Origin of the sequence: Burkholderia plantarii (assembly GCF_001411805.1) — a bacterium.
Lineage (GTDB): Bacteria > Pseudomonadota > Gammaproteobacteria > Burkholderiales > Burkholderiaceae > Burkholderia > Burkholderia plantarii.
On record NZ_CP007212.1, the window covers coordinates 1,130,838 to 1,145,749 of the forward strand.

Sequence of the window (14,912 nt, forward strand, 5' to 3'; positions counted from 1 at the left end):
ACGGAGGTTAAGCGGCGCGCGCGGTGCGGACAGCGTGCCGCGATGGTCCACGAAGCGGACGAAAGCCGGCATTGTAAACAAGCCCGGGATTTGTGCCGCACCCGATCGCATCCGATCGAGCTACGGTCTGCGATCCATTTTGGGATAAAATCCGGCGGCTCGCATGCTTTCCGCGCGGCACGCGCGGACGTCGGGTATCGTCGAAACGAAAAAGCGACGCCGACCGATCAGGTTGCCGCGGCGCCGCAGCGATGGTCCTACTCTAATTCCGCCTTGAAAATCCAAGGGTTGCAAAATGTTGCGCCTTTGTAACAAGGTAAAGTCTTTGAAATGTTCCGCGTTGCGGCCATCGTTCGATCTGATAATGGCCCTCGGGCTAACCCTGAGTCATTTTTACAGGATGCCCGGTGCCGGTTCCCGCAGGATGAAGGAAATTTTACGGGATGCTGTCAACGACGCGCAGCACCATGCGTTGAATGCAAGTGCGCCGACAGCAGGCGGCGCCTCGTTACCGCGAGCCGGTCGTTTTTTGTCCGACGTTTTGATCAGTCCGGCTCGCCGGACGGCAAGGCTTACGGTTGATCCAGCCTGACTTTTTGCCGATATTTTAGGAGTTACTCAGATGCGAATCGCTCAAATCGCTCCGTTGCACGAGGCGGTTCCCCCGAAGCTGTATGGCGGTACCGAACGGGTGGTGTCCTACCTGACCGAGGCATTGGTCGAGATGGGGCATGACGTGACGCTGTTCGCCAGCGGCGATTCGCAGACGTCCGCGAAGCTCGAAGCGTTCTGGCCGCAGGCGCTGCGCCTCGACCCGACGATCCGCGACGTGATGGCCCCGCACATGCTGCTGCTCGAGGAAGTGCGCCGCCGCGCGGACGAATTCGACGTGCTGCATTTCCACATCGACTATTACCCGTTCTCGCTGTTCTCGCGCCAGCCGGTGCCGCACGTCACGACGATGCACGGCCGCCTGGACCTGCCGGAACTGCAACCGATCTTCAACACGTTCAACACCGTGCCGGTGGTGTCGATCTCGGACAACCAGCGCATTCCGCTGCCGCAGGCCAACTGGCAGCCGACCGTCTATCACGGCCTGCCGGAAAACCTGCTGACGCCGCCGAAGGACGCCAAGCCGGGCTACCTCGCGTTCCTCGGCCGCATCTCGCCGGAAAAGCGCGTGGACACCGCGATCCGCATCGCCGAGCAGGCCGGCATGCCGATCAAGATCGCCGCGAAGCTCGACAAGGCCGACCGCGCCTATTACGAAGAGAAGATCAAGCCGCTGTTCGCACTGCCGCACGTCGAGTACATCGGCGAGATCAACGAATCGCAGAAGTCCGAATTCCTCGGCAACGCGCACGCGCTGCTGTTCCCGATCGACTGGCCGGAGCCGTTCGGCCTGGTGATGATCGAGGCGATGGCCTGCGGCACGCCGGTGATCGCGTTCAAGCGCGGCTCGGTGCCGGAAGTGATCGACAACGGCGTGTCTGGCTTCGTCGTCGAAGACGAGATCTCGGCGATCGCCGCCGTCAAGCGGCTCGACACGCTGCCGCGCGAGAAGGTGCGCGGCGCGTTCGAATCGCGCTTCTCGTCGAAGGTGATGGCCGCCAACTACGTGAAGGTCTACGAAGAGTTGCTGCGCCAGAACCGCCGCACGGTGCTGCGCGAAGTCAACGCGAACTGATCGCATGCAGTGACGCGCCGGCTGGTCCGGCGCGCCCCGACGCCCCGCAGGGTTTGCCCTGCGGGGCGTTGTTCATTGGGGCGCGCCGGTGTTGTATCCGCGCCGCGCGGCCGGTGCGTTTGACGGCAATGCGACGGGTTTCGTCTGACGCGGCAGGTCATGCCCCTATAATGGCCGTGCCGTAAAATCCGGCACCAGCGAGATCGACAGGAGAGAGGTTTTGGCGAGAACGAAAATCACGCGCGCGAGTCCGGCCCCCGGGGCCGGCGTCATTTTCGCGTTGCGCGCGATCGGTCTCGTGCTGTTCGTTCGCTGGCTGCACGCGATGGCGCAGATGGATTGGTCGACGCTGTCGACCATGGCGTCGTCGCCGTGGGCCTGCGTGAATCTGGTGTTCCTGTTCCTGCTGATGACGCTGCCGGGCGCCGCCGCGCGCGCCGAGCGGCCGAGCCACCCGCTGCCGCAATGGCTGCGCCAGGCGCTGCGCCTGTTCGCGCTGCTCGGCTTCCTGTTCGCCGTCTGGTCGGTCGGCGCGTTCGTCTGGTTCGCCGGCTGGCGCCGCGCGCTGCACGCGGTGATCGCGAGCAACGGCTGGTTGGTGGCCGCGCCGGTGCTTTATGCCGCCGTGGTCTGGATTTGCCGTCCGCAGCCGCTCTGGCGCACCAATATCGCCGCGCGCCGGTTCGCGATCGGCCGCTACGCGATCTCGCTCGACGTGCTGACGCGCACCGTGGTCGTCTGGATGGAAAGCCGCAAGGTCGGTCAATACGATGCGCGCGAGTTGGCGATCCGCTGGCCGCGCGGCACCGTGCTGCCGTTCGCGACGGTGGGTGAACCTCAGGCTGCCGCGGTCCCGGCCGAGGTGGCGCCGATTGCGCCGGTGGCGGCTGAACCGGTTGCGCCCGTTGCACTGGTTTCGCCGGCCGAGCCGGCGCCGGCGATCGCGCCGGGCGGCGTGAGCGCGGCGGCCGGCGCCGGCGACCCCTCCGATGCCGTCGTCGGTCATGCGGTCGATCATGCGGCCGGGCCGCATTCGGGCGAGGGCGCGGCGCCGTCGAACCTCCCTGCGAACCTCGAACCGGCGCCCGTCGGCGCAAATTCCGGGCCCGCGCCGGCCCCAGCAGTCGTCGAAGCCGCTGCGGATATGGCTCCCGAAGCGGCCGCCACGGCCGGGCCGAAACCGGCCGAACCGGATCCCTCCCGACCCGGCGTGCCGGCGACCTCGGACATGCCGCGCGGGCGGCCGTTCTCGCGGCCGAAGGTCGAACTGCTCTGGAATTCGCCAGCGGCGGTCGGCCACAACCGCAAGATCGTGATGCGCGCGCCGCTCGCGACCGAGGGCGATCGTGTCGCCGCGCGCGCGCTCGATGCGACGCTGCGGCAGTTCGGCTGACGCCCGCCATGTGGCACGATCGCCTCGCGCAGCGGCGGTCCTGCCGTCTCCCCGATGGTCTTGCCCGCCGCACCGTGCATGCATGGCACGACAGTCGCGCCTGCCGGCGCGCCCGAAAAAGGACATTCCGATGATCATCCACTGGCTGCTGGCCGCGATCCATCTGAGCGCGTTCGGCCTCGCGCTGGCCGCGAGCGCCACGCGCAACCGCGCGTTCAAGCGCGTGGCCGCCGCGCCGGTCGCGCAGGTCGCCGACCTGAAGGCGGTGTTCCGTGCCGACACGGGCTGGGGGCTGACGGCGCTGGTGCTGCTCGTCACGGGGCTGATGCGTGCGTTCGGCGGTTTCGAGAAGGGCAGCGCCTATTACCTGCACGAGCCGCTGTTTCATCTGAAGATGATGGCCGTCGTGATCATCCTGATCCTCGAAATCCGGCCGATGAGCGCGCTGTTGCGATGGCGCGCGGCGGTGCGGCGCGGCGAGCTGCCCGACGTCGCGCGTGCGTTCACCTATTCGCGTATCTGCCATGCGCAGGCCGCGCTGATCATCATCATCGTGTTCGCCGCCGCCGGCATGGCGCGCGGCGTCGGTGCCGGCTGAGGCGGCCGCGGCGGCCCCGGCTTTGCCGTGCCGATCGCGGGTGGCGGCCTGACAGGCCGACCTGTCCACGCCCGTCAAGAAGTGCGATGATTCGACATCCGACCGCCGCGTGCGCCACGCCGCTGCGGCCCCGTCCATCAAGGGATTGGGGGAAACATCAGTCATCGGATGACTTGTGACGCAGTATAATGGCCGCGCCATTTCGATCTGATCCGCTTCCCGTTCGGTCGGATCTCTATTTTAAGGATAAGGCCCCATGTCCGTGCCCGCGCTTCCCGTGCCCCCGCGCCGCCGCGCCCGCAGCCTCGCCCAAGACGTCGTCGACGCGCTGAGCTCGCAGATCGAGAACGGCGCGCTGCGTCCCGGCGACAAGCTGCCGACCGAGACGGAAGTGATGGCGACGCAGGGCGTGAGCCGCACGGTGGTGCGCGAGGCGATCTCGCGGATGCAGGCGAGCGGCCTGATCGAGACGCGCCACGGGATCGGCAGCTTCGTGCTGGCGCCGGAGCGGCGCCGCACGCTCGGCATCGATCCGGCCACCATCACCACGCTGCGCGACGTGCTCGCCGTGCTCGAGCTGCGCATCAGCCTCGAGAGCGAATGCGCGAGCCTCGCCGCGCAGCGCGCCAACGACGCCGACCTCGGCTCGCTGCGCCGCGCGCTCGATGCGATCGCGCAGAGCGCCTCGGGCGGCCGCGACACGGCCCAGCTCGATTTCCATTTCCATCTGCAGATCGCCCAGGCCACCGGCAATCGCTATTTCGTCGACATCATGACGCAGCTCGGCACCTCGATCATTCCGCGCGCGCGCGTGAATTCGGCGCGCTTCGCCGGCGACGATCTGGAGCGCTACGTCGGGCGCCTGAACCACGAGCACGAGGCGATCTTCGAGGCGATCGCGCGGCGCGATCCGGAGGCGGCGCGCGCCGCGATGCGCACCCACCTGACCAACAGCCGCGAACGCCTGCGCCGTGCGCACGAGGCGGCCGAGGCGGGCCGCGACGGCGCCGACTGACGGTTCGGTGCATCCGCCGCGCCGCTGGACGCGCGGTGCGGATGGCGAGGCCGGCGCCGGCCTGCGCTTGCCTGCAAGACGCGGGGCCGGCGCGGCTAGGGGTTCTCGCCGGGTAGCCTAAAACGTCAGTCATCGTATAACATCGCGGTTCCGCGCTTCGATGCATTCGCATCGGCGCCTTGCCACCTGCTTCGATTCGCCATCCAGAGAGGATTCCGCCGTGACTTCGCCGACTTCCACGACCGCCAAGCCGTTCCGCCGCCTGCTGTTGACCGGCGCCGCGGGCAACCTCGGCCGCCAGCTGCGCGCCGCACTCGGCGACTGGGCCGACATCGTCCGCGTCAGCGATATCGCGCCGCTGGGCGAAGTCGCGCCGCACGAGGAAGCGGTGGTGGCGGACCTGGCCGACCGCGCTGCCGTCAACGCGCTGGTCGAGGGCGTGGACGCCGTGATCCACCTGGGCGGCATCTCGGTGGACGCGCCGTTCGACGCGCTGATCGAGGCGAACATCCGCGGCGTCTACAACCTCTACGCGGCCGCGCATCAGTTCGGCGTGCGCCGCATCGTCTACGCGAGCTCGAACCACGTGGTCGGTTTCCATCCGGTCACCGAGGTCGTCGACGTCGATTCGCCGCAGCGCCCCGATTCGCTGTACGGCGTCACGAAGTGCTTCGGCGAGTCGCTGTCGCGCTATTACTTCGACCGCTTCGGGCTGGAGACGGTGTGCCTGCGGATCGGTTCGTCGTTCGACGTGCCGAAGAACCCGCGCATGCTGGTCACGTTCTTGAGCTTCCGCGACTTCATCGAGCTGGTGCGCTGCTCGCTGATGACGAACCGCGTCGGCCACGCGATCGTCTACGGCGTGTCGGACAACCGCACCAAGTGGATCGACAATGCCAAGGCCGCGTTCCTCGGCTTCCGTCCGCAGGACAGCTCGGCGCCGTTCGAGCATCTGTTCCCGTCGAGCGGCCCGGACCGCAATCTCGACGATCCGGCGCAGCGCTACCAGGGCGGCGGCTTCGTGGTCGGCGAACCGCAGGGGGAGCCCAAGCTCACGAGCTGAGGCGGCCGGAAACAAGCAACCCGCCGGCCGCGTGAGCGGCACGGCGGGGCGGGGCACCACCGCGCGCGAGATGCGCGCGGCGGCGCGAAGACCCGGCAGACGGCGCCCGTCGCATTGCGCGGCGGGCGCCGTCGCCGTTTACGCGGTGGCGATCGCCGGATCGCTGGTGCTCGCGCGGCCCGTCTCGACGTGGCCGGCGAAGCGGCGCAGGAAGCCGGACGCGGTGCCGTCGCTGATCGTCAGATCGTACCAGCCATGGCTGCCGCGCAGGTCCCAGTAGTCGTCGATGCGCTGGCCCGGGAACAGCTCCCAGGTGCGCGTGTGGCCGCCATAGCCGTTCGACACGGTCAGCCGCACCGGCGCCTTGCCACGGTTCGTGAGGCGCAGCGTGAGGTTGCCGTTGATCACGTCGTAGCCGTACAGCGCTTCGGGGTTCGGCGTGCGGCCGTCGCCGGCCGCGGTGGTGCCGCGGAAGCGGCTGAAGAAGCCGTTCGGGCCGTACACCGAGAGGTCGTACAGGCCGAGCGTGGCCGCCGTGCTCCAGCTGTCGGCGAGCTTCCGGCCCGCCTCGACGGTGTAGGCCCACGGGCCGTCGACACGGTTCGCGGCCTGCACCTGGAACGCCGCGCCGGCCCGGCCGCTGTTCGCGAAGGTCAGCTTGTACTTGCCGCTCGCGGCATCGATGCGGCCGAACACGAACAGCTCGTAGGGCAGCGCGCGCGCCGGACGCAGTCCGGCTTCCTGCTGCGGCACGGCCTGCGAGGCGGGCGGCACCGGGACGTAGTCAGGGTGCGTGGTGCGGTCTGGCGGCGCGTAGCCGCTCGTGTCGGGCAACTGCGGCAGGCGCGCGTCCGGATCGCGGAAGTCGAACGCGGTGGTGAGGTTGCCGCACACCACGCGGCGCCACGGCGAGACGTTCGAGGCCGGGATGTCGTACTGCTCGCCGAAGCGCGCCTCGATGAACTGCAGCAGCGAGGTGTGATCGAAGGTCTGCGAGCAGAGCCAGCCGCCCTTGGTCCACGGCGAGACCACGATCATCGGCACGCGCGGGCCGAGGCCGTAGGGGCCGGCCATGTGGCTCGCGTCACCGGCGAACACCTCGTTGGTGGTGGCCACGGTGGACAGGCCGTTGTCGCGCGACTGCGGCGCGAACGGCGGCGGCACGTGGTCGAAGAAGCCGTCGTTCTCGTCGTAGGTGATGAACAGCGCGGTTTTGCTCCACACCTCGGGGTTCGAGGTCAGCGTCGCGAGCACCTGCTCGACGTACCAGGCGCCGTAGTTGGCCGGCCAGTTCGGGTGTTCCGAATACGCTTCCGGCGAGCAGATCCACGACACCTGCGGCAGCGTGCCGTTCGCGACGTCGGCCTTCAGCACGTCGAACAGCGTGCCGCCCGCGCTGATGTTGGTGCCCGTGCGGGCCTTGTCGTACAGCGGGTTGCCCGGCTGCGCGTTGCGATACTGGTTGAAGTAGAGCAGCGAGTTGTCGCCGTAGTTGCCGATATAGGCGTTGTCGCTGGTCCAGCCCCACGAGCCGGCCGCGTTCAGCCCCTCGCCGATGTCCTGGTAGATCTTCCACGACACGCCGGCCTTCTCGAGCACCTCGGGATAGGTGGTCCAGCCGTAACCCGATTCCTCGTTGCCGAGCACCGGGCCGCCGCCCTGGCCGTCGTTGCCGACGTAGCCGGTCCACATGTAATAGCGGTTCGGGTCGGTCGAACTCGGGATCGAGCAGTGGTAGGCGTCGCAGATCGTGAATGCGTCGGCGAGTGCGTAGTGGAACGGGATGTCCTCGCGCTGCAGGTAGGCCATCGAGGTCGTGCCCTTGTTCGGCACCCACTGGTCGTAGCGGCCGTGGTTCCAGGCCGCGTGCATGTCCTGCCAGCCGTGCGGCAGATCCTGGATGAACTGCAGGCCGAGGTTCGACGCGGCGGGATGGAACGGCAGCACTTCGCCGAGACCGGCCGGTTGATGGAACACCGACTTGCCGCTCGCGAGCGTGAGCGGACGCGGATCGCCGAAACCGCGCACGCCGCGCAGCGTGCCGAAGTAATGGTCGAACGAGCGGTTCTCCTGCATCAGGATCACGATGTGTTCGATATCACGGATCGTGCCGGTGCGGCGGTTCGCGGGAATCGCGAGCGCGTTGCGGATCACGGGCGGGAACACGCTGAGCGCGGCGGCGCCGGCGGTGCCGGCGGCGAGACGCAGAAAGTCGCGGCGATGCTTCGTCGTCATGGGTTGCTTCCTGTGCGGCGGGGATGGGCGGCCGTGCCAGTACGGCCGGAGGGAAATGCGGTCGGCGTCGCGCGGGGCGCGGCGTGAGTCGTCGCCGAGAATAGCGAGGAAACGGTGTCATTCACGTGACCGCGACAACGTTTGCGAAACGAAAAAAATGAACGAAAACAACATGAAAGCAAACCGGAAAAGCGACCCGGACGCCATCACGAAAACAGGTAAGAAACGGAGGCGGAACGGGGGCGGCGCGGGCAGCCAGGCGGACGCGACAGCTTACCCGCCGGCGCGCTCATTCGGGCCGTGCGAGAGCCCGAGCGGATCGGGCGATGCCGGCAGGCGCACCGTTGCCGCGAGCCGTTCGCCCGCCAGTTCGATCTCGTAGCGGCCCTGCGCGGGATCGAGGGCGCCGGGCGCGCAGTTCACCACGCCGAGCGCGACCGGCAGGCCGAGCGTGTGGCCGAACGCGGCCGAGCTGAGCGTGCCGACCGCCACGCCGTCGCGCAGGATCGCCTCGCCGCCCCACAGCGTGACGTCGGGCCGGCCCTCCACGCGCAGCGCGACCAGGCGGCGCGCGCACGGCTGGCCGATACGCGCGCAGAGCGCCGCCGAGCCCGTGAACGGCACCGGCGTCGCGAGCTTGCAGAGCCCGGCGAGGCCGGCTTCGAACGGATCCAGGCCCGGCGACAGCTCGCGGCCCCAGGCGGCCTGGCCGTTCTCGATGCGCAGCGATTCGAGCGCGTAGTCGCCGGCGTGGACGAGCCCGAGCGCGGCGCCGGCCTGCGTGAGCGCCGCGTGGACCGGCACCGCCGACTCGACCGGCACCAGCAGGTCCCAGCCCGGCGCGCCGGCGATCGCGTGGCGCAGCACGCGCACGACGGCGTGGCCGAGGTCGAGCTCGCGGCTCGTGCCGTGCGCGAACCCCGCGTCGCTGAAGTCGGCGCGCGACAGGCGCTGCAGCAGCGTGCGCGCGTGAGGGCCGATCAGCGAGAACAACGCGTACTGGCCCGTCACGTCGAGCGCGACGCAGCGCCGTTCGCCGGCGTCGAGATGGCGTTCGAGCAGGTCGAGGTCGCGCGTGGCCTGCGTGACGCCGGTGAGCAGCAGGTAGCGGTCGTCGGCGAGCCGCGCGAGCACGACGTCGGACTCGTAGCCGCCGCGCGCGTTGAGGATGCCGCTGCGCACGACGCTGCCGGGCGCCACCGCGACGTCGTTGGCGAGCCGCGCCTGCAGCGCGCTTTCGGCGTCGCGTCCCTTGACGAGCAGCTTGGCGAGCGCGCTGCGGTCGAACAGGGCCACCGTCTCGCGGCAGGCGCGGTGCTCGGCGGCGCTCCAGTCGTGCCAGTTCTGCCGGCCGAAGCTGTAGTCGAGGCGCGGCGCCTGGCCCGGCGGCGCGAACACGTTGGGGATCTCCCAGCCCATCCGGCTGCCGAAGCAGGCGCCGGCAGCCTGCAGCTGCGCATGGACCGGCGAGCGCCGCACGCCGCGCGCGCTGTCGAGCTCGCGGTTCGGCCAGGGCATCGCGTAGTGCAGGCCGAGCGTTTCCTTGACGCGGTCGTGGAGCCACATGTCGTTGCCGTGGAAGCGCGCGAAGCGGCGGATGTCGACGGCCCACAGATCCTGGGTCGGCTCGCCCGCCTCGATCCACTCGGCCAGCGCGCGTCCGGCGCCGCCCGCCGAGGCGATGCCCATCGAGTTGAAGCCCGCGCCGACGAAGAAGTTCGCCAGCTCGGGCGCCTCGCCGAGGATGAAGTGATTGTCTGGCGTGAACGACTTGGGGCCGTTGTAGAACTGCCGGACCCCGGCCGTCTCGAGCGCCGGCACGCGGTGCAGCGCGTTGCGCATCAGGATCTCGAACTGGTCCCAGTCGTCGGGCAGCAACTGGAATTCGAATTCGTCGGGAATGCCGTCCATGCCCCACGGCTTCGCGTCGGGCTCGAAGCCGCCCATCACGAGGCCGCCCACTTCCTCCTTGAAGTAGATGTAGCCGTCGGGGTCGCGCATCACCGGCAGGTCCGGATGCGCGCCCGGAATCCGGCCGGTCACGATGTAGTAGTGCTCGGCCGCGTGCAGCGGCACCGTGACGTCGGCGAGCCGGCCGAGGCCCTTGGCCCATAGGCCCGCGCAGTTCACGACGATGTCGGCGCCGAGCGTGCCGGTGTCGCCGGCCTTGTTGCGCCAGACCACGCCGGCCGCGCGGCGGCGCGTGCCGGTGCGCTCGCTCCGCACGGCCGTGACGCGCGTGTTCTCGACGATCCGCACGCCGCGCTGGCGCGCGCCGCGCGCCAGCGACTGGGTGAGGTCGGCGGGATTCGCCTTGCCGTCGCCGGGCAGCCAGACCGCGCCGGTCAGATCGTCGGTGCGCATCGCGGGCCACAGCTCGCCGGCCTCGCGCGCGTCGATCAGCTCGCAGTCGACGCCGTAGGCGCGCGCCACGGCGGCGGTGCGCTTCAACTGCGTTAGGCGCTCGGCCGTGCGAGCGACCGACAGCGAGCCGCAGCGCTTCCAGCCGGTGGCGAGACCGGTCTCGGCCTCGAGCGACGCGTACAGCTCGGTGGAATAGCGGATCAACTGCGTCAGGCTTCGTTGCGTGCGCAACTGACCGACCAGGCCGGCCGCGTGCCAGGTGGTGCCGCACGAGAGCCGGCCCTGTTCGAGCAGCACGACGTCGGTGATGCCGGCTTTCGCGAGATGGTAGGCGGTCGAGCAGCCGATGATCCCGCCACCCACGATCACGACGCGGGCATGGGACGGCACGGGCGGGACGGAGGACGAGGCGGTCATCGCGGATCCGGATCAATTGCAACAAAACGCATCGTATTGCCTAAAAATGACACGTTTGCGACGGCGGGCGGGATTGGCGGTGTTCATGCCGAGGGCGGAGGAGGGTGCGGGGGCCGTGAACGTGGGGCAGGTTGGCCCGAAAAGCGACGGTACGTGTGGACGGGAGGCAGCGCGAAAGGCTGGAGCGGAAGGCGAGGACGGAAGACGGGCGCAGGAAACGAGCGGGCCGCCGCGACCCGCCTGCGGGATCCACCCTGGCGCGCGGCACCACGGCCACGCACCGCTCATTCGATATCGGTCACCCAGGCGCCGAACCATTCGCTCGGCCGCGCGATCTCGTCCTGCGCGGCCACGAGTTCGAGCTCGTAGCGGCGCGCGTCGTAGGTCGCCTTGACCACGGCGTGGACCGCCGCGAGCGTGTGCTCGAACGCGGCGCGCACCGAGTCGCCGCGCAGCCGCCGTGCCACGAACACGGCGCTCGTCAGGTCGCCGACGCCGACCGGATGACGCGGGAACGCGTAGAGCGGCCGCTGGCCGATCCAGGCCTCGTGCTCGGTGACGGCCAGCATGTTGAAGCGGTCGGCCGGGCTGTTGCGGTCGTGCAGATGCTTGACGAGGATGATCTTCGGGCCGCGCCGGATGATCTCGCGGCAGGCGTCCACGGCCTCGCGCACCGTTTCGACGCGGCGTCCGGCCAGCTTCTGCAGCTCGCTGTGGTTGGGCGCCATGCCGTCGGCGAGCGTCGGCAGCTCGGCGACGATGAACTCCTCGACGCCGGGCTCCGGGCGCACGCCGCCCGTCTGGCCCATCGCTGGGTCGCAGAAGTACCAGGCGTTGGGGTTCATCGACTTGACGGTGCGCACGATGTCGGCCGCCGCGTGCGCCTGCGCGGGCGAGCCGAGGAAGCCCGAGAGGATCGCGTCGCAGCGCTTGAGCGCGCCGATCGCGGCGATGCCGTCCACCAGCTGCTCCATCTTCGCCGCGTCGATCGCGCTGCCGGCCCAGTTGCCGTATTGCATGTGGTTCGAGAGCTGGACCGTGTTGAGCGGCCAGACGTTCACGCCGAGGCGCTGCATCGGGAACACGGCCGCGCTGTTGCCCGCATGTCCGTAGATCACGTGCGACTGAATGCTGAGGACGTTCTTCATGATCGGCGGATGGTCGCGATTCGGTGTCTGCACGATACAGGAACTCGTCACGACACGGAAATACGCGGTAATCAAACCACTGCGGGCGGGTCGGGGCCGGCTTGCCTTACTGATCGTAAAATTGCGGGCGGCGCGCCGCGCCGTCCCCTTGATCCTTCCGGTATTCCGATGTTTCCGATTCGCACGATCCCGCGCCCGCTTTGGTTCGCGCGGCTGATGACCGGGTTCGCCGTCGTCCTGGTCACCGGCGTCGCGGCCGCCACCGCATGCCGTGCCGGCGGCGTCGCGCCGGCCGGCACGGCCGCGCCGGCGACGGCCGCCGCGCCCGGCGCGCCGGGTGCCCCGGCCGCCGCCACCGGCAACGACGGTCCCGTCTACGGCACCGAGCTCGAAGGCTTCGACTATCCGTATCCGGTCCATCGCTACAGGTTCAGCTCGCAGCGCGAGCCGATGCAGATGGCCTATCTCGACGTGAAACCCGAGCATCCGAACGGCCGCACCGTGGTGCTGCTGCAGGGCCGGTACTACTGCGCAGGCAGCTGGGAAGGGACGATCGAGGTGCTGTCGAAGGCCGGCTACCGCGTGATCGCGCCGGACCAGATCGGCCTGTGCAAGTCGAGCAAGCCCGAGCGCTATCAGTACACGTTCCAGCAGCTCGCTCACGACACGCACGCGCTGCTCGAATCGATCGGCGTGAAGGAGGCGACGATCGTCGGCCATTCGACGGGCGGCATGCTGGCGGCGCGCTACGCGCTGATGTTCCCGAAGGCGACGCAGCAGCTGGTGCTGGTCGATCCGCTCGGGCTCGAGGACTGGAAGGCGCTGGGCGTGCCGCCGCTGACGGTCGACTACTGGTACGCGCACGAGCTGAAAACGAACGCCGACGCGATTCGCCGCTACGAGCAGACCACCTATTACGCCGGCGAATGGTTGCCGGCCTACGAGCGCTGGGTGCAGATGCAGGCCGGCATGTATCGCGGGGCGGGGCGCGACGCCGTCGCCTGGAACGCGGCGCTGCTCGACGACATGATCCTGAACCAGCCCGTGCTCTATGAATTCGGCCAGATCCGCGTGCCGACGCTGCTGCTGATCGGCGACAAGGACACCACGGCGATCGGCAAGGACGTCGCGCCGCCCGAGGTGCATGCGAAGCTCGGACACTACGCGGAACTGGGCCGGCGCGCGCGGGCCGCGATTCCGGGCGCCACGCTGATCGAATTTCCCGGGCTCGGCCACGCGCCGCAGATGCAGGGCCCGGAGGCGTTTCACAGGGCGCTGCTGGCCTGGCTCGCGGCGCCGCACGCGGCCGCGGTGCATGTGCCGGCTTTGTAGGGGGCCGGCTAGGTCACGCGTCGGCCCGGTTAAGCGCCGGACTGGGTGACTGGCCGAGTCTGAGCGTGTGCCGGACGGCTCATTTGCCCGGCAACTTCTCCACCGTGCGCGCGGCGCCTTGCCCCGGCGCCGCTGCGGCCGACCCGATTACGCCCCCGGGCCGGATGATTCGCCGGACCTGATCGGGCATCGGACGATCCGCGTCCGGCCGCCTCCCGCCTATCGCGCATGGCCATCTCGCAACGACATCGCAACGACATCGCATCGGCCGGATCACCGGTCAGGCGGCCATTTCCGCCCCGCCGCGTCGTTTGCGCGCCCTTCAGCGCCACCCGCCGGCCGCGCGCCCCGTTTCTCCGTCATTGCGCCGCGAGTTCGTCGCGCACCTGCGCGGTGATCTCGTAGGAGCGCACGCGCGCGGCGTGATCGTAGATCTGCGCGGCCACGATCATCTCGTCGGCGCCGGTCTGCGCGATCAGCCGCTGGAGCCGCTCGCGCACCGTGTCGCGCGAGCCGACCGCCGCGAACGACAGCGCATGCGCGACGTTCGCGAGCTCGAAGTCGCTGCCCTCGAGCACTTCGACCGGCGGCGGCAGCTTGCCCGGCGTGCCGCGCCGCAGGTTCAGGAACTGCTGTTGCAGCGACGTGAAGAGGCGCCGCGCCTCCTCGTCGGTGTCGGCCGCGAATACGTTGACGCCCACCATCGCATACGGCTTCGCGAGCGCGGCCGAAGGCCGGAACTGCGCGCGGTAGACCTCCAGCGCGCGCATCAGGTAGTCGGGCGCGAAGTGCGACGCGAACGCGAACGGCAGGCCCAGCATGGCCGCCAGTTGCGCGCTGAAGAGGCTCGAACCGAGCAGCCACAGCGGCACCTCGAGGCCCGCGCCGGGCACCGCGCGCACGCGCTGGCCGTCCACCGGCTCGGCGAAGTAGCGCTGCAGCTCGACCACGTCGTCGGGGAACGCGTCGGCGCTGCCCACCAGGTCGCGTCGCAGCGCGCGCGCGGTGGTCTGGTCGGTGCCGGGCGCGCGGCCCAGCCCGAGCTCGATGCGGCCCGGATACAGCGAGGCGAGCGTGCCGAACTGCTCGGCGATCACGAGCGGTGCGTGATTGGGCAGCATGATGCCGCCCGAGCCCACGCGGATCGTCTTGGTGCCGCCGGCGATGTGGCCGATCACCACCGCGGTGGCCGCGCTCGCGATGCCGGGCATGTTGTGGTGCTCGGCGAGCCAGTAGCGCTGGTAGCCCCAGCGCTCGGCGTGCTGCGCGAGATCGAGCGAGTTGCTGAACGCCTGGCCGGCGTCGGCGCCTTCGGGGATCGGCGCGAGATCGAGAACGGAAAACGGGATCATGGGCGGGAAACGGAAAAGTAGGGGAGCGGGCTCGCGCGCGCCGCATACGGGCGCGGCGCGAACCGACGCGCGCGAAAGCGGCGCGACAGGTGCCGCCGATTGTGCCAAAGCGCGGCCGAACCCGCTGGCGGTGCGACGATAACCCTGCCGTCCGCAGGGTAAGCGGCGGCCGGACGCGGCGCCGGCGGGCCGGCGGACCGACCAGGGGGCCGCGGCAGAAAAGCGCAGTTTGTGACGGTCATTTTTGTTTCCCAGCGTGTCGCAATGGCGTGTCGGGAACGGTAATTCTTCTCGGAAACGAGCTGAAT

Annotated in this window: 10 protein-coding genes; 6 read left to right on the top strand and 4 right to left on the bottom strand. The window is 69.5% G+C overall.

Annotated elements, in window-relative coordinates; all coding sequences use genetic code 11:
- Positions 1–622: 622 nt before the first annotated feature.
- From bpln_RS05030 to bpln_RS05050, 5 genes are all read left to right on the top strand, one after another.
- A complete protein-coding gene (locus bpln_RS05030) occupies positions 623–1,687 on the top strand; it encodes a glycosyltransferase family 4 protein (protein WP_042624252.1) in 1,065 nt (354 codons plus the stop codon).
- A 220-nt stretch (positions 1,688–1,907) separates the two neighbouring features.
- On the top strand, positions 1,908–3,080 hold the full coding sequence (locus bpln_RS35080) for a hypothetical protein (protein ID WP_055138220.1): 1,173 nt from the start codon (positions 1,908–1,910) through the stop codon (positions 3,078–3,080).
- Between the two features lie 130 nt (positions 3,081–3,210).
- Positions 3,211–3,678, top strand: coding sequence for a DUF2214 family protein (locus bpln_RS05040; protein WP_042624254.1), 468 nt, complete (start codon positions 3,211–3,213; stop codon positions 3,676–3,678).
- Between the two features lie 256 nt (positions 3,679–3,934).
- On the top strand, positions 3,935–4,693 hold the full coding sequence (locus bpln_RS05045; RefSeq protein ID WP_055138221.1) for a FadR/GntR family transcriptional regulator: 759 nt from the start codon (positions 3,935–3,937) through the stop codon (positions 4,691–4,693).
- A 220-nt stretch (positions 4,694–4,913) separates the two neighbouring features.
- Positions 4,914–5,756 (top strand): NAD-dependent epimerase/dehydratase family protein, encoded by an 843-nt coding sequence (locus bpln_RS05050; protein WP_055138222.1) that lies wholly within the window; start codon positions 4,914–4,916, stop codon positions 5,754–5,756.
- A 138-nt stretch (positions 5,757–5,894) separates the two neighbouring features.
- Here the strand turns inward: bpln_RS05050 and bpln_RS05055 are convergent, their stop codons facing one another.
- From bpln_RS05055 to pdxY, 3 genes are all read right to left on the bottom strand, one after another.
- On the bottom strand, positions 5,895–7,991 hold the full coding sequence (locus bpln_RS05055) for a phosphocholine-specific phospholipase C (RefSeq protein ID WP_055138223.1): 2,097 nt from the start codon (positions 7,989–7,991) through the stop codon (positions 5,895–5,897).
- 273 nt (positions 7,992–8,264) lie between these two features.
- Positions 8,265–10,772, bottom strand: a complete 2,508-nt coding sequence (locus bpln_RS05060) for a GcvT family protein (protein WP_055138224.1) — start codon at positions 10,770–10,772, stop codon at positions 8,265–8,267.
- Between the two features lie 284 nt (positions 10,773–11,056).
- Entirely contained in the window at positions 11,057–11,920 is an 864-nt protein-coding gene (gene pdxY / locus bpln_RS05065; RefSeq protein ID WP_042624259.1) for a pyridoxal kinase PdxY, read from the bottom strand.
- 168 nt (positions 11,921–12,088) lie between these two features.
- Here pdxY and bpln_RS05070 point away from each other — a divergent pair, with 168 nt between their 5' ends.
- The gene (locus tag bpln_RS05070) at positions 12,089–13,252 is read left to right on the top strand and encodes an alpha/beta fold hydrolase (protein WP_082465190.1); all 1,164 of its coding nucleotides are present in this window, start codon (positions 12,089–12,091) and stop codon (positions 13,250–13,252) included.
- 359 nt (positions 13,253–13,611) lie between these two features.
- Here bpln_RS05070 and bpln_RS05075 read toward each other — a convergent pair whose 3' ends face one another.
- The gene (locus tag bpln_RS05075) at positions 13,612–14,604 is read right to left on the bottom strand and encodes an LLM class flavin-dependent oxidoreductase (RefSeq protein WP_042624260.1); all 993 of its coding nucleotides are present in this window, start codon (positions 14,602–14,604) and stop codon (positions 13,612–13,614) included.
- Between the last annotated feature and the right edge of the window lie 308 nt (positions 14,605–14,912).

Excerpts from the sequence above, each read along its gene's own strand:
- bpln_RS05030 (WP_042624252.1), top strand. The coding sequence starts at position 623 with ATGCGAATCGCTCAAATCGCTCCGTTGCACGAGGCGGTTCCCCCGAAG.
- bpln_RS05040 (WP_042624254.1), top strand. The coding sequence starts at position 3,211 with ATGATCATCCACTGGCTGCTGGCCGCGATCCATCTGAGCGCGTTCGGC.
- bpln_RS05045 (WP_055138221.1), top strand. The coding sequence starts at position 3,935 with ATGTCCGTGCCCGCGCTTCCCGTGCCCCCGCGCCGCCGCGCCCGCAGC.
- bpln_RS05055 (WP_055138223.1), bottom strand. The coding sequence starts at position 7,991 with ATGACGACGAAGCATCGCCGCGACTTTCTGCGTCTCGCCGCCGGCACC.
- bpln_RS05060 (WP_055138224.1), bottom strand. The coding sequence starts at position 10,772 with ATGACCGCCTCGTCCTCCGTCCCGCCCGTGCCGTCCCATGCCCGCGTC.
- pdxY (WP_042624259.1), bottom strand. The coding sequence starts at position 11,920 with ATGAAGAACGTCCTCAGCATTCAGTCGCACGTGATCTACGGACATGCG.
- bpln_RS05070 (WP_082465190.1), top strand. The coding sequence starts at position 12,089 with ATGTTTCCGATTCGCACGATCCCGCGCCCGCTTTGGTTCGCGCGGCTG.
- bpln_RS05075 (WP_042624260.1), bottom strand. The coding sequence starts at position 14,604 with ATGATCCCGTTTTCCGTTCTCGATCTCGCGCCGATCCCCGAAGGCGCC.